The 24839-nt window shown below is 42.4% G+C and carries 16 protein-coding genes and 4 tRNA genes; 1 reads left to right on the plus strand and 19 read right to left on the minus strand.

Features of this window, described 5'->3' with window-relative positions:
• Window positions 1-67 precede the first annotated feature (67 nt).
• From G561_RS14200 to G561_RS14205, 7 genes are all read right to left on the minus strand, one after another.
• The gene (locus G561_RS14200) at window positions 68-2326 is read right to left on the minus strand and encodes a cytochrome c biogenesis protein CcdA (protein ID WP_037031905.1); all 2259 of its coding nucleotides are present in this window, start codon (window positions 2324-2326) and stop codon (window positions 68-70) included.
• Between the two features lie 182 nt (window positions 2327-2508).
• Window positions 2509-3534 (minus strand): hypothetical protein, encoded by a 1026-nt coding sequence (locus tag G561_RS0106925; protein ID WP_028858888.1) that lies wholly within the window; start codon window positions 3532-3534, stop codon window positions 2509-2511.
• Between the two features lie 270 nt (window positions 3535-3804).
• Window positions 3805-3880: transfer RNA gene (locus tag G561_RS0106930), tRNA-His, on the minus strand.
• A gap of 73 nt (window positions 3881-3953) precedes the next feature.
• Window positions 3954-4030 (minus strand) — tRNA-Arg (locus tag G561_RS0106935).
• 121 nt (window positions 4031-4151) lie between these two features.
• Window positions 4152-4228: transfer RNA gene (locus G561_RS0106940), tRNA-Pro, on the minus strand.
• Window positions 4229-4385: 157 nt separating this feature from the next.
• On the minus strand, window positions 4386-5918 hold the full coding sequence (locus G561_RS0106945; RefSeq protein WP_028858889.1) for a 5-methylcytosine restriction system specificity protein McrC: 1533 nt from the start codon (window positions 5916-5918) through the stop codon (window positions 4386-4388).
• 3 nt (window positions 5919-5921) lie between these two features.
• A complete protein-coding gene (locus G561_RS14205) occupies window positions 5922-7403 on the minus strand; it encodes an McrB family protein (RefSeq protein WP_028858890.1) in 1482 nt (493 codons plus the stop codon).
• Between the two features lie 199 nt (window positions 7404-7602).
• Between G561_RS14205 and G561_RS0106955 the strand changes: the two genes are divergently transcribed.
• Window positions 7603-8295, plus strand: coding sequence for a DUF4442 domain-containing protein (locus G561_RS0106955; RefSeq protein WP_037031906.1), 693 nt, complete (start codon window positions 7603-7605; stop codon window positions 8293-8295).
• A 191-nt stretch (window positions 8296-8486) separates the two neighbouring features.
• Here G561_RS0106955 and G561_RS0106960 read toward each other — a convergent pair whose 3' ends face one another.
• From G561_RS0106960 to tuf, 12 genes are all read right to left on the minus strand, one after another.
• Window positions 8487-8996: a DUF6586 family protein gene (locus G561_RS0106960; protein ID WP_028858892.1), complete on the minus strand. Its 510-nt coding sequence runs from the start codon at window positions 8994-8996 to the stop codon at window positions 8487-8489.
• 149 nt (window positions 8997-9145) lie between these two features.
• A complete protein-coding gene (locus tag G561_RS0106965) occupies window positions 9146-9868 on the minus strand; it encodes a hypothetical protein (RefSeq protein ID WP_028858893.1) in 723 nt (240 codons plus the stop codon).
• 365 nt (window positions 9869-10233) lie between these two features.
• Window positions 10234-14463 carry a DNA-directed RNA polymerase subunit beta' gene (gene rpoC / locus G561_RS0106970; RefSeq protein WP_028858894.1) on the minus strand — a complete coding sequence of 1410 codons (4230 nt, stop codon included), beginning with the start codon at window positions 14461-14463 and terminating at the stop codon, window positions 10234-10236.
• A 128-nt stretch (window positions 14464-14591) separates the two neighbouring features.
• Window positions 14592-18710 carry a DNA-directed RNA polymerase subunit beta gene (gene rpoB, locus G561_RS0106975; protein WP_028858895.1) on the minus strand — a complete coding sequence of 1373 codons (4119 nt, stop codon included), beginning with the start codon at window positions 18708-18710 and terminating at the stop codon, window positions 14592-14594.
• Between the two features lie 637 nt (window positions 18711-19347).
• Complete coding sequence (gene rplL, locus G561_RS0106980) at window positions 19348-19725, minus strand: 50S ribosomal protein L7/L12 (RefSeq protein WP_028858896.1); 378 nt, start codon at window positions 19723-19725, stop codon at window positions 19348-19350.
• Window positions 19726-19853: 128 nt separating this feature from the next.
• The gene (rplJ, locus tag G561_RS0106985) at window positions 19854-20381 is read right to left on the minus strand and encodes a 50S ribosomal protein L10 (protein ID WP_028858897.1); all 528 of its coding nucleotides are present in this window, start codon (window positions 20379-20381) and stop codon (window positions 19854-19856) included.
• 447 nt (window positions 20382-20828) lie between these two features.
• Complete coding sequence (gene rplA, locus G561_RS0106990; RefSeq protein WP_028858898.1) at window positions 20829-21530, minus strand: 50S ribosomal protein L1; 702 nt, start codon at window positions 21528-21530, stop codon at window positions 20829-20831.
• Window positions 21531-21962, minus strand: coding sequence for a 50S ribosomal protein L11 (gene rplK, locus G561_RS0106995; protein ID WP_007395730.1), 432 nt, complete (start codon window positions 21960-21962; stop codon window positions 21531-21533).
• A 132-nt stretch (window positions 21963-22094) separates the two neighbouring features.
• Window positions 22095-22625, minus strand: coding sequence for a transcription termination/antitermination protein NusG (nusG, locus tag G561_RS0107000; RefSeq protein ID WP_011961254.1), 531 nt, complete (start codon window positions 22623-22625; stop codon window positions 22095-22097).
• 168 nt (window positions 22626-22793) lie between these two features.
• Entirely contained in the window at window positions 22794-23267 is a 474-nt protein-coding gene (gene secE, locus G561_RS0107005) for a preprotein translocase subunit SecE (protein WP_028858899.1), read from the minus strand.
• A gap of 132 nt (window positions 23268-23399) precedes the next feature.
• Window positions 23400-23475: transfer RNA gene (locus G561_RS0107010), tRNA-Trp, on the minus strand.
• A 395-nt stretch (window positions 23476-23870) separates the two neighbouring features.
• Window positions 23871-24839: elongation factor Tu (gene tuf, locus G561_RS0107015; RefSeq protein ID WP_028858900.1), on the minus strand; the 969-nt coding region annotated here is incomplete at its 5' end.

Here is a 24839-nt window from a genome sequence, read left to right on the forward strand (position 1 = left end):
GCCTACACTTTGAAGCACTTCTTTATATAAAACTTTATAGTATAGCTATTCTAAACCAGTTCATACCTTAAAATCTATTCAAAGTTTCTTCAAATTGAGGACGCTCAACCGTACCCACTTGCTGCACCTGTAACTTGCCATCGACGAAATACAATAAGGCAGGAGGCCCAAATAAGCTTAACTCGGACAAAATACGTGCCGACTCTTCATTAGTTTCAGTCACATCTAGTCGGACTAACTGCCACTGCTGCATTGCAGCTGGTCGATTGGTAAACAAGGTTTTGTCCATAATACGGCACTCAACACACCATTCTGCCGTAACATCAACCAATACTTTGGGGTTTTGTTCAATAATAGGAATAAGCTCATCTAAAGTATAGATATGCTTATCGCTGCTCTGAATACCTGTTATCGCATCAGATGAGCCTAATGCTTGTGAATTGGCATTAATTAATGCCGCGTTAGGCTGAGAAAACACAGCCAGAGGCTGCCATGAGTCTTTACTACCAGCAGCAGCGCCTACCAGTGTCAGAGCAGCCCAACCGCCTAACAAGATGGCTAATGGCTTAGTAAATAATTGTCCTCGACCACTCCATTTCCAAGCCCATACTGCTACTACCATGAACCACATCGCCCACAGCATCAACATAATAGGGCTAACCATGACACGTTCAACCAGTAACAGTGCCACCGCAAATAATAATAAAGCAAACCCTTGCTTCACCCAGTTCATCCACTCGCCTGCTTTTGGCATTAAGTTACCCTGACTAGCGCCAAGTAGCATGAGCGGTGCTGACAATCCAAAACCTAACATGAATAAGGCGGCAAAGCCCAGTAGCGGATTGCCAATGGTTGAGACAGCCAGTAAGGCCCCGAACAAAGGAGCAGACACACAAGGAGATACCACAAGTGCTGACAGTAACCCAGCAATAAAACTACCAAAGGTACTACCCAGATATTTATCCCCTGCTTGGCTCAAAGATTGAGTCTTTTGGCGAATGGCATTGGGAACAGGAATTCTAATCACATCTAGCATATACAAAGCCAACAGAACAAATACTGCGGCAAAAGCTAATAATATAACTGGGTTTTGCAGCCAACCAATAATACCAAGTTGCTGACCAAATACAGCGATAATCGCACCTAAGATACCATATGCAATGGCTACACCTAAGGCGTAGCTACCACTCAATATCAGACCTTTTTTGGCAGTCGGAGTATGCTGTCGTGCCACGATATTACTGACAATAGGCAACATAGGCAGAACACAAGGAGTAAACGCTAGACCCAAACCTGCCAAAAATAACAATAACAAAGCCAACCAAGGGTGCTCTGCCAGACCAAAGGGATCTTGATCAACAACTCCTTCACTACCCAACCGCAAACCAGACTCACTTGAGCCTGCGTTTAAGCCATTATCTTGCGCAGTTAGGCTAGCCTCAGTAGAGTCGCCAACACCTTCTACATTTTGCCTATCCTCATTAAAAGCTAAGGCAGTCTCATTTTCGCTATTAGCGGTATCGGCAAGCTCGGTATCTTGTGCCGGTAACTTCTCATCCAATGCATTGTTATCGTCTGCTTCAAGAGCACTGGCAGTGGTAGCTGCTGTCGTCTGTGACTGTTGTTTCGCTGGCGCTGCCAAGTTATTTTGGGTTTTAGCTGTTGTATCTGGGTTAGCCGAAGCACTATTTCCGCTGGTTACTGGCTTGGAATTAGCCGCAGCAGTCTCTTTTGGCTTAGCAGTAGCCGCTGGCTCGCTTCTATTTTGCCCTGCTGCGCTTGACGTAGAGGGCGGTAAACTTATGGCCAGCGTTTCTGTTTGCGGGGGATAGCACAGCCCTGCCTCAGCACAGCCCTGCCAGCTAATGGTTATGTTTTCATTAATTGCAGCAGCAGTGGTGTTGGTCAAGGTTGCCGTTGCAGTAACTTGCGGCTGCTTAAACACATCTACCTTACCAAAGGTAGGATCATCAATGGTCTGTGAGGCATGAGAGAATTTAATCGTAGAGGCTGATACCCCTGCTGGCAATTTTAAAGAAATCTTGTCTTTATATAGATAGTGCTTGGGGGTAATCTTTAGCGCGATGTTAACTTTATTGCCATTTTGGCTAGGTTTGACCGAAAAGGCCTGATCTACCTTTAGGAATTTCTCTTGGCTACCCTGAGTCTCAGCACCCCCAAATAAATCTGCTAGGCTAGCCGCTTGGGCTTGATTACCACTTACTCCAGAAACCAATCCAAAGCTTATAGATAAGGCTAACGAAGCCGCTAAGGCTTTACCACCAAAACGAGAAGGGGTGTTTGTTATTTTTACTGAGTTTTTCATTAAAGTCATTTCATATCGGCAAGGTGACCTTACTAGCAGTGGATAAGGTCAAGTGGGTGGGTGTACTGAATAAAACAAGTCCACAGCTATCTATCGAATAGCCACAAACGATTTATGACTATAATTCACTGAACTTGCTATATAATATATTTTTGTATAATAAGTATTAATGACACCAGCTGTTAAGATTTACCTTCATCTCCAAAGGCACCAGGAAATTGCTTCAAATCCACCGTATCCGGCATCTCAGGCATGATACCTTGGGTAAACAAGGCATCCAAATGCTCAATTTGCTGTTTTTTATCAAATTCATTGACCTCTGCAATGAGCATTTTTTCAATATATTTATCCAATTGATAACAGCTAAGTCGGGCACAAAGTACCGCCAACTGATAAATACGACGCTTACAATAGACATCAACGCTGTGCAATAACCGAACCAGCTTCGCAGTTTCTAATGAAGCATATTTATAGTCAGGCACGACAGTTTCAGGTAAAGGCGTTACCCCATAGGCTATCGACAAGTGAGCTAGATAATAGCAACAAAATAAATAACCCAAGACATGACCAATAAAGTAGCCCCGGTCATAGGTGTAACTCATTACCCCAAAGTGGCCCAATACATAGCTATTAAGACTGGCCTGATCGGCGATACTGTCTTTATCTCTAAGACGCCCTACAGTAGGGAGTTTTAGATGGTTTTTATTCACTGAAGTCAATTGCCAACCCACAGGCTGCTGAGCAGGCATATGATGTACGATATCTGCAATAAGATCATCAACAATGTGCAACTGCTGCCACATCATCTCATTTTTATCCAAATCAATTATGCCCCGCTGATCAAGGGCTCGGGCCATTTGGAATTGCTGGTACTCAATAAACTGTGACTTTAGCGTCTGCACCATATAAGTGGGACGTAATAAGGGGTTTATGGTATAAAAAAACTCAGTGCGTTTTAGCTGATGTTCATACAACCCCACTCGCTGTTTGGCTACCTTCTCCATTTCCTTAGCTTGGACAGAGTTATTAATCTCAAAAGCTTCGGTTTGGTATAACGCAACTAATTCCGCTTTTGTGTTAGGCATGGTCATAGATTGATCCACAACGTCAATAGCCTCTACCTCACCTTGTTGAACAGTGACGGATTCAGAGCTAACGTCATCTTTAGACTTAATTTGTGCGGTAATCGTTATTGAACGGTTTGCCATAATAATATCTCGACCCTCTTTAAGATGCCTTTATCATACCATTATTGCCAAAGCTGAACATGTTAGATTGATAAGCAGTTTGGTAGCTACTGACTGAGTAATCCATGAATCAATCAATATAGATACGGAGCCATAAATAATGGAATTGGAATTGAAATAGCAATGAAATAAAACACAAAAAACGAAAATGCAAAAAAACCAACCAAGACAACGTCTAGATTAGCAAATAAGATAATTTTTAGCTTTGAGAAGTAAAAGGAGGGATAAAAATGGGGCGACTGATGGGACTTGAACCCACGACAACCGAGATCACAACCCGGGGCTCTACCAACTGAGCTACAGCCGCCATAATCAACACAGAGTGTATTGAAAGTGCAATGCATTACCTAACCATATAGGTATTACAATTCAGGCGAAAGTGGTGCGCCTGGCAGGATTCGAACCTGCGACCACCTGCTTAGAAGGCAGATGCTCTATCCAACTGAGCTACAGGCGCTCATAGTGCTAACATTGTTGTTATCTAACTACACTGTTATTAAAACACATAAAAGAGAGTAATAAACAACGAATGTCGTATTTGAAGCATAAAAAAAAGCCTGTAAGGCTCTAGTAAAAAGTGGTCGGAGTGATAGGATTCGAACCTACGACCCTCTGGTCCCAAACCAGATGCGCTACCAAACTGCGCCACACTCCGATATCTTACTTTTCTTTTTTTCGACTTTGATAACCTTGTGATTAACTAAATAATCTGTGTCATCGCTATCGAGGTGCATATAATAGGACTAAACCTTCATCTTGTCAACACTTTTTTTAAATTATTTTCAAAAAATGTCGAACCTATTATAAAACCATCAAATCAGTAGTAAGCCCTGATGGGGGTCAAAAGGTATCACACTCATTTGTGTAATCCTGTCTGAAACATCACCGTCCTGATTTGAGTGCCTATTCTCGTCCAAATTATCAAAAACGTCAAGCCTTTGTGCAAAATTTTTTGTTTTGGGATAAATTAACCACGCATTTTGACAATTTAAGTGCTGTTGATAGCTATAAAGCTGCTGCCAGTCTGCCCCGCTTACATGAGTAGCGGCAGAAAGCGCTTTATACTTAATATCTAACACATGACTAATTCTGCCGTCTTTGGTCATTAGACAAGCATCAGGTACCAGCTTTTGGATAACCTCTGGGTTTGATAGCGAGTGAGCGGTCGGCGACTTCACGTGTAGCCAATCAAAACTGGGCTGAATAATAAGTTGGCTATCTGCTAACTGCTGGGTAACCCAGCCCTTTAGCTTACCGAGCACCCAACGCTCAAACGCATGGTTCATATTTATCATTAGTGCCGCAGTAGGCAGCTGATCCCCAAACTTACGGTCTCTGCTGTGTTTCGATTCAGCCACAGTCCCTTGCGTCAATAACCACCACCCCCACTCTATGGCATGAGTCACGCGCTGCAGCTGTACAACACCTAACTGGCTGCCCCAACTGGCTGTATTGTTTTTTAGCTGTTGGTAAATGGGCGTCCAACTCTGAGAGGGCAAGGCCATCACCCCTTGCAAGCTACTCGGTAGCTGCTGATCAAAGCTGCTTTCATTTATCACAGCCTGAGCAGACAGCTTCTGCAGCTGTTGCCAAGCAGTGGCCAAAAACTGTGCCAATAGTTGATCAGTCTCAAACACCGCTTGCTCAGTATATAGGTAATGCGGGCGATGCCAGTTGTTTTTTAGCTGAGCGGCAAGATTAATCTTACCTTGTGCTTTGGGCTGATTATGCACCTGAGTTTGATAGCGACTCGGTAAGATCTGTGCTGCTTGATGCAGTGCTTGACGGATTGTTGCTAGCAAGCCCTCATACCAAGGCTTATCTAACGCTGGCGAAGCGCTTGCCAGTTGCGAGGGTATATTTGAATAAAAAGGAGGATAAAAGCCAGGTTTAGAGGCTAGGTTTAGCGCCGCTAGCTCTTTTTGTAAGTTATCTGTACTAATATCCTGTAGCATGGTCGCCACCCACTGCCGAGCCTGTGCTATCTCTATCTTACGCTTAGCCAATACAGCAGTTGAGTCAGTTGCAGTTGGCAGCTGCCAGGGGCTTTGGTGAGTATCTGCTGCTGTCTCTACACTAATTTTCGGCAGTATCTCAAGAGTTAAGCCACTGGGTAAAATTACTTTTGCTAAATAATGACTGACCACCAATCTCAGCTGACCGCGCTTAACTTCTATACCAAAGCAAGGCAGCTCTTGTTCAATCAAATAGTCAAAGTCTGTGCTGTACGCAAAGTCTTGCCGGCTGAGACGCTGATGTTCAAAGCAGCTAATCACGCCATCATTCTGATAAGTGTTGATCACGCCATATCGATCTGTATTTTGACCAGTAACGCCTGAATACAAGGGTTATGACTCCTGTGGTGACAGATAGCTGGCATAAAGCAGCTGATAGGGCTTGGCTGTTAGATATATGTCTTCTATATCAGCTTCTTTTTTTACCTCAGTATTTAGGGTAGCTGCAGCAATGAAGTTAGGGTTTAATCCAGCTGAAGCAGAAGCCTGACCCTGCGTAGCAGGTGACCACTGCGATTCTTGAGCATTGGGCTCAATACCCATTTGTAACAAGCTGAGTGAGGGGGTTAACTCAGTAAAGCTGTCCATTAATTGATTTCCCCCACTGCCCTGACCATATAGCACTTGAGCCAATAGCCCAGGGATTTGTGCCGGCATAGCGCTGAGCTTTATGTACTCAATGATTTGCGGAATAATCTGGCGATATAGACGTCGAGCCAGCTGAGCGGTATCGTTTATACCCATGAAATAAGACTGCCCCAACTGAGCTTCTGCCCCAAACAAAGTAAACAAGCGCTGATTTAAAGCTTGCATCAAAGCTGCTAAGTTAACGCTATCGCCTGCTTTGTCTGTAATATCACTTAAAATCGAGCTGTCAGGATAGCAAGTAACAAACTCAAAGCGTCTTCTAAAGGCAGTGTCTAAGGTCGCCAAGGAGCGGTCTTGAGTATTCATGGTGGCATAAATATCAACATTGCTAGGTACCATAAATTGACGCCCTGAGTAAGCCAAACGTACCGCCATTGGGGTTGCTCCCCCTGCTCGCTTGCTCGGTTCTATGACGCTCATCAGCTCACCAAATACTTGTGAAGTATTGGCTCTATTAATCTCGTCAATCAACATCGCATAACGGTGATTGGGATCATTACTTGCCTTAGCACACAGCTCCAAAAAAGCCCCTTGCTGTATCTCATACTGCATTTGACCGGTTTGTGGGTGAATACGAGGGCGAATTCCTTCCACAAATTCATCATAGCCATAAGATTGATGAAAACTCACCAAACAGCTACGGCTTACCACTAGCTCTTGGCTGTGATGCTGTTGTTTACCCTGTTCCTCATACAACGACAACAGCTCAGATAGCTGACTGCGTAGTGCCTGCTTCATCTCATCTAATAAGAACCACTGACTGCTCTGTGTTTTATCAAAATAAGAGTTAGCAGAACGTTGGCTGGTATTGACCGTCACCGATTCTGGATGAGCGTGCTTGTTCAGCTGAACCCATAAAGTCTGATTGATATTTTCATTACGTTTATTAGCCGCGGCTTTATCCATGACTAGCGGATGACGCATCATCTCCGGCACTGTCATCAACCTGTCTTCTAGGAGCAATACAGCGCACACCACCTCACACCATCCATAATGACTAAGCTGCTGGATACGCCAACTGCCCCAGGAAGACTCGATAGATTCGTCATATTGCTTTTGTAACTCAAGCAGCCTATGAGTTTTTCCTGTGCCTGCTACACCAGTAAAAATAATATTGGTAGGTTCAGTCGGTAAGGAGGTTAAATGGGGTATCAAATCTTGGTTCAAAGTATCTCTTCGCATTTTTAAAGTTTTAATGGTGGGGTTACTTAGCAATCGGCAACGCTTTTTTGTGACCGCTATATCATCTCTTATTGGCTGCTGGTTTTGCTATACTCTTTTCATTATGACCGGATATCACTATTTAACTGTAACTATAAAACAACTGTAACCATAAAAGTTCACTCAAACCATGAAAGGAAGCGTTATGAGCCAATTATCAAACCTTATACAGCAAGTCTCTTCTACTAGCAAAGCTGCGGCTGAAAAAGCAGCCACAATAGCCGCTCAACTAAACCTGCCTTCTAAAGCGGCTCAGTCGAGCAATAATACTGCCGATCAGGGCGCCTCTAATGAAACTCAATCCAAAGGAGTTAGTAATCCTTTTACCAAAATCTTAAAGGCGGTACAATTTCTACCCAAATCGACTCAATCTTTTGTACTGACCAAAGCCTTTAGTAAGATTGTACCTTATGTCGGCACTACTGGCATTGTTTACGAAGAAGTGAGCCCAAATAAGCTGGTGGTTAGCTTAGAAAATAAAAAAGCCGTACAAAACCACATTGGTTCGGTACATGCTGTGGCAGTAACTTTATTGGCAGAGACCGCTACCGGCTTTGTCTTGGCAATGAATCTACCTTCTGATAGAGTCCTACTGGTTAAATCTTATGAAGTGAATTTCTATCGTCCTGTCAAAAAAGGACAAATAGCTGCCATAGCCACTTTAAGTGATGAGCAGCGTCAATATATTTTAGATACCCCTAAAGGTGAGATGGTCATTCCTTGTGTCATCGAGGACCGTAACTCTGATAGCGACCGTGCTCCAATTACGGTAGATATGACTTGGGCTTGGATTCCAAAATCTCAGCTTAAACAGCGCCGTGAAGGTAAAAGCAAATAAGTTAAGGTAAATAAACTTACTCTGAGTAGCTTCTTCAAGGAGCCACTTAATCAAGCTCAATAAAAAAGGCACGACTGACCATCAGCAGTGCCTTTTTATCACTTATTATAGCTTAAACTTTTATGGCCAAAAATTAGCTTTAACCTAAACTAGCTGTAACCGAGAGTCTGAGATAATAGCCACGGATATGACTAGTATTCCACCATGCCGCCGCGCATCTCATCGACCAAAGTCATAAACTCAGTGCGCCAGTCACGAATGGTCTGCTCGTCGGGCAACCACTGATTTGACAACGTTACCACATTGACAATCAAATCTTGACTAGAGGTTTCTAAGCCCTTAGTGTCAGGTGCTGGTGCATACTGACAGCGCTGATAGGCCTTATTGATATTGGCCAATACCCCAGAATCTAGCGAGATTTTAATACGTTGTAGCTCTGGTGAAATTAGAGTTTTTTTCTCTAAAGCAGTCTCAATGTAGTCAATACTGGGCTGACTGGTATCTAAGTTATAAAAATGTGCCAACTCCTGTAAGAAAGCCCATAACGCCCCTTGTAGATGAAAGATTGCGGTTTCACAATGGGCTTGATATAACTGTTTATCTGTCGTCTCGCCTGCTTGCTTACACGCTACTCTACAAAAATAAAACTTTTGATTGGTTCGATCTGCTTGATAACGGGCTACTCTACCTTTATCTGCCATTTCTACTCTCACACCCTACTTATATAAAAGATAAATGTACCATAAATATGTTATTTATATCTCATTCATCCTTGCTGAAAATAAAAAAACCCGCTTAATACAAGCAGGCTTCCTATAATTTGGTACCAATAATAAATGACTAAAACCATTTATTTGGGCGGAAAAACATGCTCTTTATAAATCTCTAGTACCCCATTTTCTTTATCAATAAATATTCTTTCAACCCCAAAACCTCTGCGGGCCATATTCGGATTTTTATGATAAATATCAATGGTTTTGGCCCCTTTAAAATCCGAAGAGTATTTGGTAACGTTTTTATTAACCAGCAGCGGCTTTAACGTGCCCCCATTAATTTTATAACTAATAACTGCCGTATTAGGAATAAAAGACTGTTTTTTACTAATACTGCCTCCCTCGGGCATTTTAATATAGCCATCGGTAAGCAATAATCTTTCTAAATCAAAACTATACTTATCCACTTTAAAATCAGCTTTTACCTTAGGATCGGTATACCAGCGATAGTTATATAAATCCACACCCCGATTTAACTGCTTATATAAATGATCAATAATGCCTTTATAGCTGTCTGCCTTCATCTTCAATGCATTACCATCATAACTGGCAGTTAAGTTTGGGCAGTTGATATCAAAACTGGGATCCCCTGAATTATTGGAGTCACCAACGCTTACTGTCTTAAATTTATTGGGTGATGAGCCAGTTGTGCGCCAGTTGGCATTAATATTCAGCTCGTCTTTCATAGACATCAACATGATATTTAAACTATCACAGTCTGGTGCTTTATTTTCAGCGTACGCACTACTCATCATCCCTGCTGAGAACAAGGCAGATATTAATAGAATAACTTTTCTCATAATCGCCTCAAATAATTAATCAAAATAATTAAAACTGTCTTTATATCATTATTAATTTATTATTAAATAAATGTAGTATTTTACTACTCTTATCATACAGAGAAGTTAAACAAACAGTAAGTTTGGTTAATTTGTTAAATAACTGCTCTTGTTATAGTTATAAAGGCTTATAGAGATCGATTCAAGTTCATTTATTGCTTTATGGGCAAGTTTCTGAAGCCTTGGGCCTAACTTTTTGATCTAAAAATTCAAAAATTAATAAGTAGCTGATATCTAATAGTTTATTGCAATAAAAAATCCGGCACGAATGCCGGATTTTTTGCTAGCTATGACTTTTATTTATTACTCAAATCAGCAAGTAATCCTTACTGACCTGGCTTGTCTTGGCTAAGCTCTTGAGCAAAGGCTTCATCGAAGCTTCTAAAGTCTTGAGCAGTAGTATTTGCTTCTAGATCGAACGCAGCATCTAGAGCACTTTCTACATCATAAGCCGGCTTACCTTCTTTGGCTTTCTTACGAGCCGCATGGTAAGCAAGACCTGTACCCGCTGGGATCAGACGACCGACTACAACGTTCTCTTTCAAGCCACGAAGTTCATCCACTTTGCCTTCAACAGCAGCAGCAGTTAACACACGAGTGGTTTCTTGGAAAGAAGCCGCTGAGATAAAGCTCTCTGTTGCCAAGCTGGCTTTGGTAATACCCAATAATTGACGCTCAAACTGTACTGGGAACTTATCTTCAGCCAGTAGTTTTTCGTTCAGCGCTTTCACATCAGCGTATTCAACCTGATCGCCCTTGAAGTAGTTAGAATCACCAGCATCAGTAACTTCTACTTTACGTAGCATCTGACGGATAATTACTTCAATGTGCTTATCATTGATCTTAACACCTTGCAGACGATATACCTCTTGTACTTCGTCAACAATATAGTTCGCCAGAGCGGTTTCGCCTTGTAAGCGTAAGATGTCATGCGGATTTAATGGACCATCTGCAATGACCTCACCACGGGCAACGGTTTCGTTTTCGAATACGTTGATTTGACGCCATTTTGGAATCAGCTCTTCGTGTACTTCGCCATCTTCATTGGTGATGATAAAGCGGTTCTTACCTTTGGTCGAGGTACCGAAGCTTACCACACCAGACATCTCTGCCATGATGGCATGATCTTTCGGACGACGTGCTTCAAATAAGTCAGCAACACGTGGCAGACCACCGGTAATATCTTTAGTACCTGAGGTAGCTTGTGGTACACGACCTAATACCGAACCTGCAGTCACTTCTTCACCGTCAGAGACACGGATAATAGTCTCAGCTGGTAGGAAGTAAACTACTTCTTTACCACCAGTAGTATCTAGAATAATCGCTGGGCGTAAGTCTTTTGAGTTACTTGGACGGTCTTTTGAACCAAGAATTTCAAACGAGCTCATACCAGTGGCTTCATCAATCTTAACCGTGGCAGTCGAGCCATCGATAATGTCGCTGAAGCGTGCTTTACCAGCGAATTCTGTGATAATTGGGTGAGTGTGCGGATCCCACTTGGCAATAGCCTGTCCACTTTCAACCTCATCACCATCTTTCACTAGAACACTTGAACCATAAGGTACTTTATAGCGCTCACGCTCACGGCCTACGTCATCGGCAATACCAATTTCAGCAGAACGTGAAACGATAACTAAGTGACCATCTACGTGTTCAACCGTCTTCATATTATGGAAGCGGATGAAACCTGTGTTACGCGCAGAGATGCTGTTATCTACTGAAGTAGAACTTGCTGCACCACCTACGTGGAACGTACGCATGGTTAACTGAGTACCTGGCTCACCAATTGACTGAGCAGCCATAACACCCACAGACTCACCAATGTTCACTTTATGACCACGGGCTAAGTCACGACCGTAACACTGAGCACATACCCCATGTGGTACTTCACAAGTAATTACTGAACGTACCCACACCTCATCGATACCATTGTTATCAATTAGTTGTACGCCTTGTTCATCAATTAGTGTACCTGCTGGTAAGATCACTTCATTTTCACGGTTGATAACGTCTGTTGCTACCACACGACCTAACACACGGTCACCTAGCTTCTCGATGATCTCACCACCTTGGATGTGTGGTGTCATGCGAACGCCTTTTTCAGTACCACAATCGTTCTCTGTGATAACCAAATCTTGCGCCACGTCTACTAGACGACGGGTTAAGTAACCTGAGTTAGCAGTTTTCAGTGCGGTATCAGCAAGACCTTTACGGGCACCGTGAGTCGAGATGAAGTACTGAAGTACTGATAGACCTTCACGGAAGTTGGCTTTAATTGGGGTCTCGATAATTGAACCATCTGGCTTAGCCATCAGACCACGCATACCGGCCAACTGACGAATCTGAGCCGCACTACCACGAGCACCAGAGTCTGACATGATGAAGATAGAGTTGAACGATTTCTGTTCTTCCTCTTCACCCTGTGCGTTGATAACTTTGTCAGTAGACAAGTTGTCCATCATCGCTTTAGCTACTTTATCGTTAGTACGTGACCAAATATCGACAACTTTGTTATAGCGCTCACCAGCAGTTACGAAACCTTGCTCAAACTGTTGTTCAATTTCACGAACTTCAGCATCAGCCGCTTCGATAAGCTCTTTCTTCTTAGGCGGAATAACCATGTCCTCAATACCGATAGACACACCTGATAGAGTTGCTTGAGCAAAACCTAGGTACATCAATTGGTCAGCGAAGATAACACTTTCTTTCACGCCACGAGTACGGTAGCAAGAGTTCATTAGTTTCGAGATGTTTTTCTTAGTCATCTCAACGTTACACTCTTCGAACTTCATGCCTTTTGGCATAATGTTCCAGATCAATAAACGACCAGCTACAGTATCTTGTAGGTGAGTTTCTTTGGTTGCGTTACCCTCTTCATCAAAAGTAGTCTCGGTAACACGAACTTTAATTCTTGCGTTTACATGTAGGTCGTTTGATCCAATCGCGCGCAATGCTTCGTTAACGGTCGCGAAGATCATGCCTTCGCCTTTGGCGTTAATAGCTGAGCGGCTAATGTAGTATAGACCCAGTACAACGTCTTGTGATGGTACGATAATCGGATCACCGTTAGCAGGTGATAAGATGTTATTCGTAGACATCATAAGTACACGAGCTTCTAACTGTGCTTCTAGGGTTAATGGCACGTGTACTGCCATTTGGTCACCGTCGAAGTCAGCGTTAAACGCGGTACAAACTAGCGGGTGCAGCTGAATTGCCTTACCTTCAATTAGTACTGGCTCAAACGCTTGTAGACCCAATCTGTGTAGCGTTGGTGCACGGTTTAGTAATACTGGATGCTCACGGATTACCATGGCCAGCATATCCCAAACTTGTGGCTCTTCACGCTCTACCATTTTTTTAGCTTGTTTAATGGTAGTAGCCATACCGTGTGATAATAGTTTTGAGTAAGTGAATGGCTTGAATAGTTCAAGAGCCATTTTCTTCGGTAGACCACACTGATGTAGACGTAATGTAGGACCTACAACGATTACTGAACGGCCTGAATAGTCAACACGTTTACCCAACAAGTTTTGACGGAAACGACCTTGCTTACCTTTAATCATATCAGCAAGCGATTTTAATGGGCGCTTGTTACTACCAGTAATGGCACGACCACGACGACCGTTATCTAATAACGCATCTACTGATTCTTGTAGCATACGTTTTTCGTTACGCACAATGATATCTGGTGCGTTAAGCTCTAACAGACGCTTCAAACGGTTGTTACGGTTGATAACACGGCGATATAAATCGTTTAGATCTGACGTCGCAAAGCGCCCGCCTTCTAGTGGTACTAGAGGACGTAAGTCTGGTGGTAGTACTGGTAAGATACTCATTACCATCCACTCAGGCTTGTTATTAGAGTCACGGAAAGCTTCTAATAACTTAAGACGTTTAGACATCTTTTTAAGTTTGGTTTCAGAACCCGTGTTAGGAATCTCTTCACGTAGCTCATCAATTTCAAGATCAATATCAATGTCTTTTAGTAGGTCTTGAATCGCTTCAGCACCCATTTTAGCGATGAACTCATCACCGAATTCTTCTAACGCTTTGTAGTAATCTTCGTCATCAAGCAGCTGATACTTCTCTAATGAAGTCATGCCTGGATCAGTTACTACATAGCTTTCGAAATACAATACGCGCTCGATATCACGTAATGTCATATCCAGTAATAGACCGATACGGCTTGGTAATGATTTTAAGAACCAAATGTGAGCAACTGGGCTAGCAAGATCGATGTGGCCCATGCGGTCACGACGAACTTTGGCTGTGGTTACTTCTACACCACATTTTTCACAGATTACGCCCTGGAATTTACGGCGTTTGTACTTACCACAAAGACACTCAAAGTCTTTTACTGGACCAAAGATTTTGGCACAGAATAGACCGTCACGCTCAGGCTTAAAGGTACGGTAGTTAATAGTTTCTGGTTTTTTTACTTCACCATGTGACCATGATTTAATAGTCTCTGGAGCAGCCAATGAAATCTGAATGCTATCAAATTCACGTTTGCCGTTATCGGCAGGGCTTTTCATAATATCGAGTAAATCTTTCAAGTTGCTTCTCCGTTATATGTGTTCACGGCAGTGGGTCATCACTATTATTTATGTTCAATAAGACATTTTAAGCAATGACCCAAACTCACCGTTGAAGGCAATGAATTAGGCTGAGTTAAAGGATAAGACTAATTACTTTCTTTTAGCTCAATATTAATACCCAATGACTTAATCTCTTTGGTCAGTACGTTGAATGATTCAGGCATACCTGGATCCATGTACTGTTCACCATCGACGATGTTCTTATACATACGCGTACGACCTTCAACATCATCCGACTTCACTGTTAGCATCTCTTGCAACGTGTAAGTTGCGCCGTATGCTTCTAGGGCCCAAACTTCCATCTCACCGAAGCGCTGACCACCAAATTGTGCTTTACCACCTAATGGCTGCTGCGTTACTAATGAGTATGAACCTGTTGAGCGAGCATGCATCTTGTCATCTACTAAGTGGTTTAGTTTCAACATATACATGTAGCCTACAGTTACAGGACGGTCAAACTTCTGACCAGTACGGCCATCATATAAAGTTTGCTGACCTGAAGTTGGATAGCCTGCAAGTTCTAACAGCTCATCAATTTGAACTTCGCGTGCCCCATCAAATACAGCGGTACCCATAGGCACACCGTCACGCAAGTTGTTAGCAAGTGCCATGATGTCTTCATCACTCAAGCTGTCTAAGTCAGCTTGCTCACCGCCCACTTGGTTATAAATTTTATCTAAGAAGTCACGTAACTCAGCCACTGCAGCTTGGGCTTTAAGCATGCCGTTAATCTTGTCACCAAGACCTTTAGCCGCCATACCTAAGTGAGTCTCAAGTACCTGACCGATGTTCATACGAGAGGGTACACCTAGTGGGTTCAATACGATATCCACTGGGTTACCATGTTCATCATATGGCATATCTTCTACTGGCATGATGCGTGATACAACACCTTTGTTACCATGACGACCGGCCATCTTATCACCAGGCTGAATACGACGTTTAACCGCTAAGTAAACTTTTACGATTTTTTGTACGCCGTGTTGCAGATCATCACCTGCAGTTAGCTTACGTTTTTTCTCAGCGAACTTAGTATCGATATCTTTTTGCTTATCAACTAAGAACTCTTGAATTTGAGTCAAGCGCTCAGCAATTTCTTCTTCTACTGGCTGAATGTCTAATAAGGTTTCTAATGACATCTCTAGTAGTTCAGCTTCAGACAATACTGTTCCTGACTTAAGACCTGCACCACCACTGATGGCTTTACCATCAAGTAAGTGACTGATACGACTACGCGCCGCTTCTTCGAAGATACGTAGCTCTTCTTTTAAGTCTTTGCGATAGTTGTCTAATTGAGACTTCTCGATTGCCTTGGCACGAGCGTCTTTTTCTACGCCATCACGGGTAAAGACTTGAACGTCAATAACCGTACCTTTGGTAGAAGTTGGCACACGTAAAGAAGTATCTTTAACGTCTGCCGCTTTCTCACCGAAGATGGCTCTCAGAAGTTTTTCTTCTGGCGTTAATTGGGTTTCACCTTTAGGCGTTACTTTACCAACTAGGATATCACCAGCATCAACTTCAGCACCGATGTAGACAATACCTGACTCATCAAGCGCAGATAAAGCAGCTTCACCTACGTTTGGAATATCAGCGGTGATCTCTTCTGTACCCAGCTTAGTATCACGCGCCACACAAGTTAATTCTTGAATATGGATGGTCGTGAAACGGTCTTCTTTTACCACACGCTCAGATAACAAAATCGAGTCTTCGAAGTTGTAACCGTTCCATGGCATGAATGCCACACGCATGTTCTGACCCAATGCCAACTCACCTAAGTCAGTTGATGGGCCATCGGCTAGGATATCACCGCCAGCGATTTCGTCACCTTGGTTAACAATAATACGCTGGTTGATACAGGTGTTTTGGTTTGAGCGGGTATATTTAATTAAGTTATAAATATCGATACCGGCTTCACCTGGTTGCATCTCATCTTCGTTAACACGAACCACAATACGAGAAGCATCCACGTCTTCAATAACACCGCCACGCTTAGCGATAACACACACACCTGAGTCACGAGCTACGTGACGCTCCATACCGGTACCTACTAACGGCTTATCAGCACGTAGCGTAGGAACAGCCTGACGTTGCATGTTCGAACCCATCAAGGCACGGTTAGCATCATCATGCTCAAGGAATGGAATTAAGCTGGCCGCAACAGACACAACCTGGCTTGGTGATACGTCCATATGCGTTACTTTGTCGCTTGGCATACGTACTGATTCACCACCGCTACGTACCATTACCATCTCTTCAGCAAGTACGCCGTTTTCATCTAACTCAGAGTCGGCCTGAGCGATAACGGTGCCTACTTCTTCAATGGCCGATAAGTATTCGATGTCATCAGTTACTTTACCGTCAACTACTTTACGATATGGGGTTTCTAGGAAACCAAACTCGTTGGTCTTAGCGAAGGTCGCTAATGAGTTAATTAGACCAATGTTTGGACCTTCAGGGGTCTCAATTGGACACACACGACCGTAGTGAGTGTTATGTACGTCACGCACTTCGAAGCCTGCGCGCTCACGAGTTAGACCACCTGGGCCTAAAGCTGAAATACGACGCTTGTGAGTAATCTCAGATAATGGGTTGTTTTGGTCCATGAACTGTGACAACTGGCTTGAACCAAAGAACTCTTTAACTGCTGCCGCTACTGGCTTAGAGTTAATTAAATCTTGTGGTGACAAGTTATCAGATTCAGCTGAACTTAGACGCTCTTTAACCGCACGCTCAACACGTACTAGACCAACACGGAATTGGTTTTCAGCCATTTCGCCCACTGAACGAATACGGCGGTTACCTAAGTGGTCAATATCGTCCACTTCACCAATACCGTTACGGATATTGATCAGCTCTTTTAGAACATCGATGATGTCTTCTTTGGTTAATACGCTTTGTTCACGCTTAACATCTGGATCATCACTATTGATAAATTCACGACCCAAACGGCGGTTGAACTTCATACGACCAACGTTTGATAAGTCATAACGATCTGCATTAAAGAACATGCTTTCAAACAGCTTTTCCGCAGTATCAATCGTTGGTGGCTCACCTGGACGCATTACTTTATAGATTTCAATTAGCGCTTCTTCACGGCTGCCTGTAGTATCAGCACGTAAGGTATCGGCAATATAGGTACCATGATCGATATCGTTAGTGAATAAAATCTTGAATTCTTTGATTGATTCACTGGCTTCAAACGCACTTAACTTAACCAATAACTCATGATCAATTAATGTGTTAGCGCGAGCGATAACCTCGTCATTAACAACGATGTCTTCTGCCAATATGCGCTCATATAAATACTCATCAGGCACAGCCAGCTTCTTCATACCAGACTGTTCAATCTGACGAATACGACGGGCGTTAATACGCTTGCCTTGCTCAACCAGTACTTCACCGTCTGGCGATACGATATCAAACTGAGCCATTTCACCGCGTAAGCGATCGGCAACTAGGTCGATTTCGAACTGCTCTTCACCTTTATAAACCGATACTTTTTCAAAGAAAGTATCTAGGATTTCATTGGTGTCCATGCCTAAAGCACGTAGGATAATAGTACCTAGTAGCTTACGACGACGGTCAATACGAGCAAACACCAAGTCTTTGGCATCAAACTCAAAGTCTAACCATGAGCCGCGGTAAGGAATGATACGGGCGTTATAAAGTACTTTACCACTTGAGTGAGATTTACCTTTGTCGTGGTCGAAGAACACGCCAGGTGAACGGTGTAACTGAGACACGATAACACGCTCAGTACCGTTGATAATAAAGGTACCGTTGTCGGTCATTAATGGGATTTCACCCATGTATACGTTTTGCTCACGAATATCTTTAATAGCTGCTTTGCTATTTTTGTCTTTGCTATCTTTGTCTTTGATAACCAAACGGATTTTGACACGCAGTGGTGCTGCATACGTTGAGCCACGAGAAATACACTCACGCTCATCGAACTCTGGTGCACCTAAATAGTACTCAACAAATTGCAGTTCAGCGTTATTTGAATTACTTTCGATTGGGAAAATAGATGAAAATGCAGCTTGAAGGCCGGTATTCTCACGCGCTTTAGGCTTTTTATTTTCCTGCAAAAATTGCTCATAGGAATCCACTTGAATCGCCAATAGATACGGGATATCCATCACATGTGGCAACTCGGCAAAACTTTTGCGAATACGTTTTTTTTCAGTATAGGAATATGCCATCGAGAGTCCTTACAGTAGACAGTAAAATAAAAATGATTCATTTTTAAAAATTAAGTGGTTAATAATTAACTTACTACTCAAGTTCTAAATAGGAATCATCAGATTGAAACAGTGAGAATGACCTTTGATAATGCCTGTTGTGCATACAATCATGACGCTTTGACTCAATATTTGAGTGTCGACGTCGCCAAACCCATTACAAACGTTAATAGCTAATGGTTTTTGCTAGTTATTGAAACGAATTATTACAAAAAAGTTATTAAATTAGGTTAAAAAGAAGCCAAACGACAGATGCAAAAAAACCCCAAGCACGAGCGTACCTAGGTCTAAATAAAAAGGATAGAAGCTAACGATGTTTTAAACATGCAAATTGTCTGTCCCTTGGTCTGTATTAATCGCTAAACGTTCGTTAAGCCGATGTTGATGAGATATTAACGTGACGCCTGTCAACCATTTAGGCTAATACAAAAGGTCAAGTGCGAGATTATACAATAACTTTCTGACAAAAGCAACCGCCTCTATAACCCAATACGACCATTATAAATAAAAAAGCCAACAATGCATATTACATTGTTGGCTTTATAGTTAGGTAAGATTTAACCCTCACCTAACCGAACTCATAATAGATTAATCTCTATTATTTAAGTTCTACAGTAGCACCTGCTTCTTCAAGCTTTTTCTTAAGCTCTTCAGCTTCTGCTTTGTTAGCGCCTTCTTTGATTGGAGCTGGAGCGCCTTCAACTAGTTCTTTAGCTTCTTTTAGACCTAGGCCAGTAGCTTCACGAACTGCTTTAATTACGCCAACTTTCTTGTCGCCGAAGCTAGCAAGAATAACGTCGAACTCGTCTTTTTCTTCAGCAGCAGCAGCGCCACCAGCAGCAGCAGCAGGTGCAGCAGCAACAGCAGCAGCAGCTGTTACGCCGAATTTTTCTTCCATTTCGCTGATTAGTTCAACGATGTCCATTACTGACATTTCAGCGATTGCGTTTAACACATCTTCTCTTGATAGTGCCATGGGATTTCTCCATTTTCTGATAAATTTAAAAGGGTTAAGTTAGATTAATACAATAAGTTATGCCACTAGGCGATGATCATACTGTAGTAATCGAAAACAACTTGTACTTATATGTTCAATACAATAAGTTAAGCAGCTTCTTTTGCGTCTTTTACTGCTGCAACAGTACGTACAAACTTGCCTGGTACTTCTTTCATAGTACGTGCAAGCTTGGTTACTGGTGCCTTCATTGTTGCCATCAAGATAGATAGTGCTTCGTCGCGTGTTGGAAGTTTAGCTACGCGCTCTAATTCCTCAGGACCAAACAACTCACCACCAACTGATACAAGCTTTGGCTCTAAAGCTTTATGTTCTTTGCTGAACTCATAAATAACACGAGCAGCTGAACCTAAATCTTCAGTAGAAAAAGCCAGTAACAATGGGCCAACCATCTTATCTGACATGCACTCAAAGTTAGTACCTTCAAAAGCACGCTTAGCTAGCGTGTTTTTAACTACTTTAAGTACAACACCTTTCTCACGTGCTTGAACACGTAGTTCAGTTAACTGACCTACTTCAAGACCGTGATAATCAGCAGCAACTGCTGAATAAGCATTTGCAGCAACTTCAGACACTTCAGCCACAACTTTTTGTTTCTGTTCTAGCGTTAATGCCATGAGTTGACTCCTTGATCTCTTCAACATTGCTTTCACAATGCCGAATTGACGTTTCTATTACTAAAGCTAATGATCAAACACTAAATAAATAATATTTAATCACTTTAGTAACGCTGAATACGGCACCTTTATCAGAATGAATAAGAAACTAAATGGATAAATTCTATTTAATTCCCATGATCAAACTTTTTTGGTCACCGTCTGCGTAGGCCAATATTGAGCTAATAATGGTTAAAGAAATAACCCACTAACATCAACATCAATTAACAGTATGCCTACGGTTATAAACCCAAAGATTTATTTCCTCAACATACCTACCTACGGTCTTAGACAGCATAGCTTTGGCTAAGCTGACCTAATATTTTAAAACTTTAAATTGGGGTGATAATTCGAGTTACCAATAAGTAGAGCCCAAATTATCACTAAATAACTAATGAATTAGTTGAATTACTTAGCCATGCGGTATGGTAGTGGATCTAATGTGATACCAGGACCCATAGTGCTTGATAAAGTAATTTTCTTAATGTAGATACCTTTAGAAGTAGCTGGCTTAGCACGACGAATGTCTGATAATAGAGCCTGTACGTTCTGCTGGATTTGCTCAACAGTGAAACCAACCTGACCGATAGTGGTGTGGATGATACCTGCTTTGTCTACACGGTAAGTAGCCTGACCTGCTTTAGCGTTTGCAACTGCTTCAGCAACGTTAGGAGTAACTGTACCTACTTTAGGGTTAGGCATTAGGCCACGTGGACCTAGAATAGTACCTAACTGACCCACAACACGCATTGCGTCTGGAGCTGCAATAACAACGTCAAAGTCTAAGTTACCGGCTTTAACTTGTTCTGCAAGATCTTCCATACCAACCACGTCTGCACCAGCTTCTTTAGCAGCATCAGCAGCAGCGCCTTGGGCGAATACAGCGATACGCTTAGTTTTACCAGTACCCGCAGGTAGGTTAGTTGCACCACGAACTACTTGGTCTGATTTACGTGGATCAACACCTAGGTTGATAGCGATATCAACTGACTCTTTAAATTTAAGAGGAGGTAGTTCGTTTAAAATGGTTACCGCTTCTTCAAGAGTGTATAACTTTTCGTTTTCTACACGCTCAGCGATCAATTTTTGACGTTTAGTAAGCTTACTCATTTACACACCCTCCACATCGATGCCCATTGAACGCGCAGTACCAGCGATGGTACGTACAGCAGCGTCCAGGTCAGCAGCAGTCAAATCAGCATTTTTAGTTTGCACGATTTCTTCTAGCTGTGCACGAGTAACTTTACCTACTTTAGTAGTATTTGGAACACCAGAACCTTTAGCGATACCAGCAGCTTTACGCAGCAAGAACGCAGCAGGTGGTGACTTCATGATAAATGTAAATGATTTATCAGCGTATACTGTAATTTCAGTAGGAATTGGCAGACCTGGTTCCATGCTAGCAGTTGCTGCGTTGAACTCTTTACAGAATGCCATGATGTTCACACCTTTTTGACCTAGTGCAGGACCAATCGGTGGTGAAGGGTTTGCTTTGCCAGCAGGCACTTGTAGTTTGATGTAACCATCAATCTTCTTAGCCATGAGTTTTCTCCTTTACGGGTGATAACGCTTGCTGCTCACACTTACCAATTTTATTGAAGCAAGTTGATAAGCAGAGCTATCCGCTCCCCGGTGGGTAAAATATTTAGTTCAGTTGATTTTGTAGTAAGCCAATTAGCTTAACTTTTCAACCTTACTAAACTCTAATTCGACCTGAGTCGGTCTGTTAAATACGTTTACGGTCAGTTGTAACTTCGATTTTTCGTAATCTACTTTCTCAACCAAACCTTTAAAATCTGTAAATGGTCCGTCGATAACCAGAACTTCTTCACCTGGCTCAAATAAAGTCTTAGGACGCGGTGCTTCTTCACTTTGCTTCAGGCGATTTAAGATGCGATCGGCCTCAACTTTAGTAATAGGTGCTGGATTCTCTGGCGTACCGCCGATGAAGCCGGTAATACGGGGGCAATCATTGACGATGTGCCAAGTATCATCATTCATTTCCATCTCTACTAATACGTAGCCTGGAAAGAACTTACGCTCACTTTTACGCTTTTTGCCGTCTTTCATTTCAACGACTTCTTCGGTAGGTACTAAAACCTCACCGAATTTATCAGCGAACTCACTGCGATTGATACGATCCGTCAAGTAGCGTTGGACCTGCTTTTCATAGCCTGAAAATGCTTGCACAATATACCAGCGCATAGGTTTCTCCATGACGTCAATCAAACGATTGCTGATTAAAAAAAACAGGCTGTATTGCTTATATAACTCATATCAAGATAATATAACTCACATCAAGATAAAGGTTATATCAAGCCCAGCCCTAACAATTCTTTGTTCTAATGTTACTGGTGGCTACTATTGGCTTATTTAACCAATAAATATACCAACCAACCAGTTAAATAAGTTATCTAACAACCAGACTATAACTGCAACAATACCAATCACCAGTAAACTTTGCCAAGTATATTGAATGGTTTCATTCTTACTTGGCCAGGTAACACGACGTAACTCAATACTGGCGTCTTTAAGCAATATCTTAAAGCTACGGCCTTGATTGGTTAAAGCCAAACAGATAATGGCTAAAACAATCAGAGCAGCAATGATGCCGACTCGAGTCCACAAATCATTGGCAGGTTGCCAAATACCTGGCAGTTTATATTGCACTAAAGTAGCCCCAATTAAGGAGGCCAATGCAAGACCCCAAAGCGCCATATCTTTTGGCGAACGGGTTGTTGCAACTTCCACTGCACTTTTACCAGAAAGATCTTTACCTAACGTATTATGAGCGCCCTGCTTAGCGTCAGATACCTTTCTTTCTAGGTTATCCTGTTGTTTGCTCATAATTGAATTGCCTTACGACGTAGACGATAGAATTTATGCCGCCTATCTGTATGGTAAAAGAAGAGTGCTTGGTACTATTTGCCTTAACAAGCTATTAAGCTTAGATCTCGTTCAGTTCAAACAGTAATAAAGTGGCAGGCGATGAGGGACTCGAACCCCCAACCCTCGGTTTTGGAAACCGATGCTCTACCAATTGAGCCAATCGCCTTTAGTTAAGGTTGACTATTATACAATCTTTTTTGTGGAATGCAAGCCTTGTGAGTAACACTCATTAGGATTCTTCCAAAATAAACCACAGCTAAATAAACACTGTGCTGCTCCTAGTCAATAGTGGCGATATTCTAAGCGTTTATTGAGATTAACTCAAGTCACTTTTGACCGAATTATTTGTTTTATCAATTTATCACTATTATTTTAAACTCATTACCTCAGCTTACAGTCCTCCTCTGCTTTTGCTATGTGGTTAGTCCGAGCCCTCCCTCTCTTGCTTAAAACCCTACTGCTGCAAGCTTAAATTTGAGCACGTCAAAAATACAGTCAAAAAAAAGGCCCTCTCGAATGAGAGGGCCTTTTCGCATAATGCTGTACTACATTAAACTAAAATTAGTTTTTAACGTTAGCAACAACACCAGCACCTACAGTACGGCCACCTTCGCGAATTGCGAAACGTAAACCTTTGTCCATAGCGATTGGGTGGATTAGCTCTACGCTCATCTCAACGTTATCGCCTGGCATTACCATTTCAGTACCTTCTTGTAACGTGATTGCACCTGTTACGTCAGTAGTACGGAAGTAGAACTGTGGACGGTAACCATTTAAGAATGGAGTGTGACGACCACCTTCTTCTTTTGATAGTACGTATACTTCTGCGTCGAAGTTGGTGTGTGGAGTGATTGAACCTGGCTTAGCAAGTACTTGACCACGTTGTACGTCTTCACGCTTAGTACCACGTAATAGTACACCACAGTTCTCACCAGCACGACCTTCGTCTAGTAACTTACGGAACATCTCGATACCAGTACAAGTTGTTTTAACTGTGTCTTTGATACCAACGATTTCGATTTCGTCACCAACTTTGATGATACCAGATTCAACACGGCCTGTTACTACTGTACCACGACCTGAGATTGAGAATACGTCTTCGATTGGCATTAGGAATGGCTTATCGATGTCACGCTCTGGCTCTGGAATGTAAGTGTCTAGAGTGTTTAGTAGTTCGATAACTGCTGGCTCACCGTACTTACCGTCGTTACCATTTAACGCTTCTAAAGCTGAACCTTTGATGATTGGAGTGTCATCACCTGGGAAGTCGTAGTCTGAAAGTAATTCACGCACTTCCATTTCTACTAGCTCTAGTAACTCTTCGTCATCTACCATGTCACATTTGTTCATGAATACGATGATGTATGGTACACCAACCTGACGTGATAATAGAATGTGCTCACGTGTTTGTGGCATTGGACCGTCAGTTGCTGATACTACTAGAATAGCACCGTCCATCTGAGCCGCACCAGTAATCATGTTTTTAACATAGTCAGCGTGACCTGGGCAGTCTACGTGTGCGTAGTGACG

Origin of the sequence: Psychrobacter phenylpyruvicus DSM 7000 = NBRC 102152, assembly GCF_000685805.1 — a bacterium.
Classification (GTDB): Bacteria; Pseudomonadota; Gammaproteobacteria; order Pseudomonadales; family Moraxellaceae; genus Psychrobacter; species Psychrobacter phenylpyruvicus.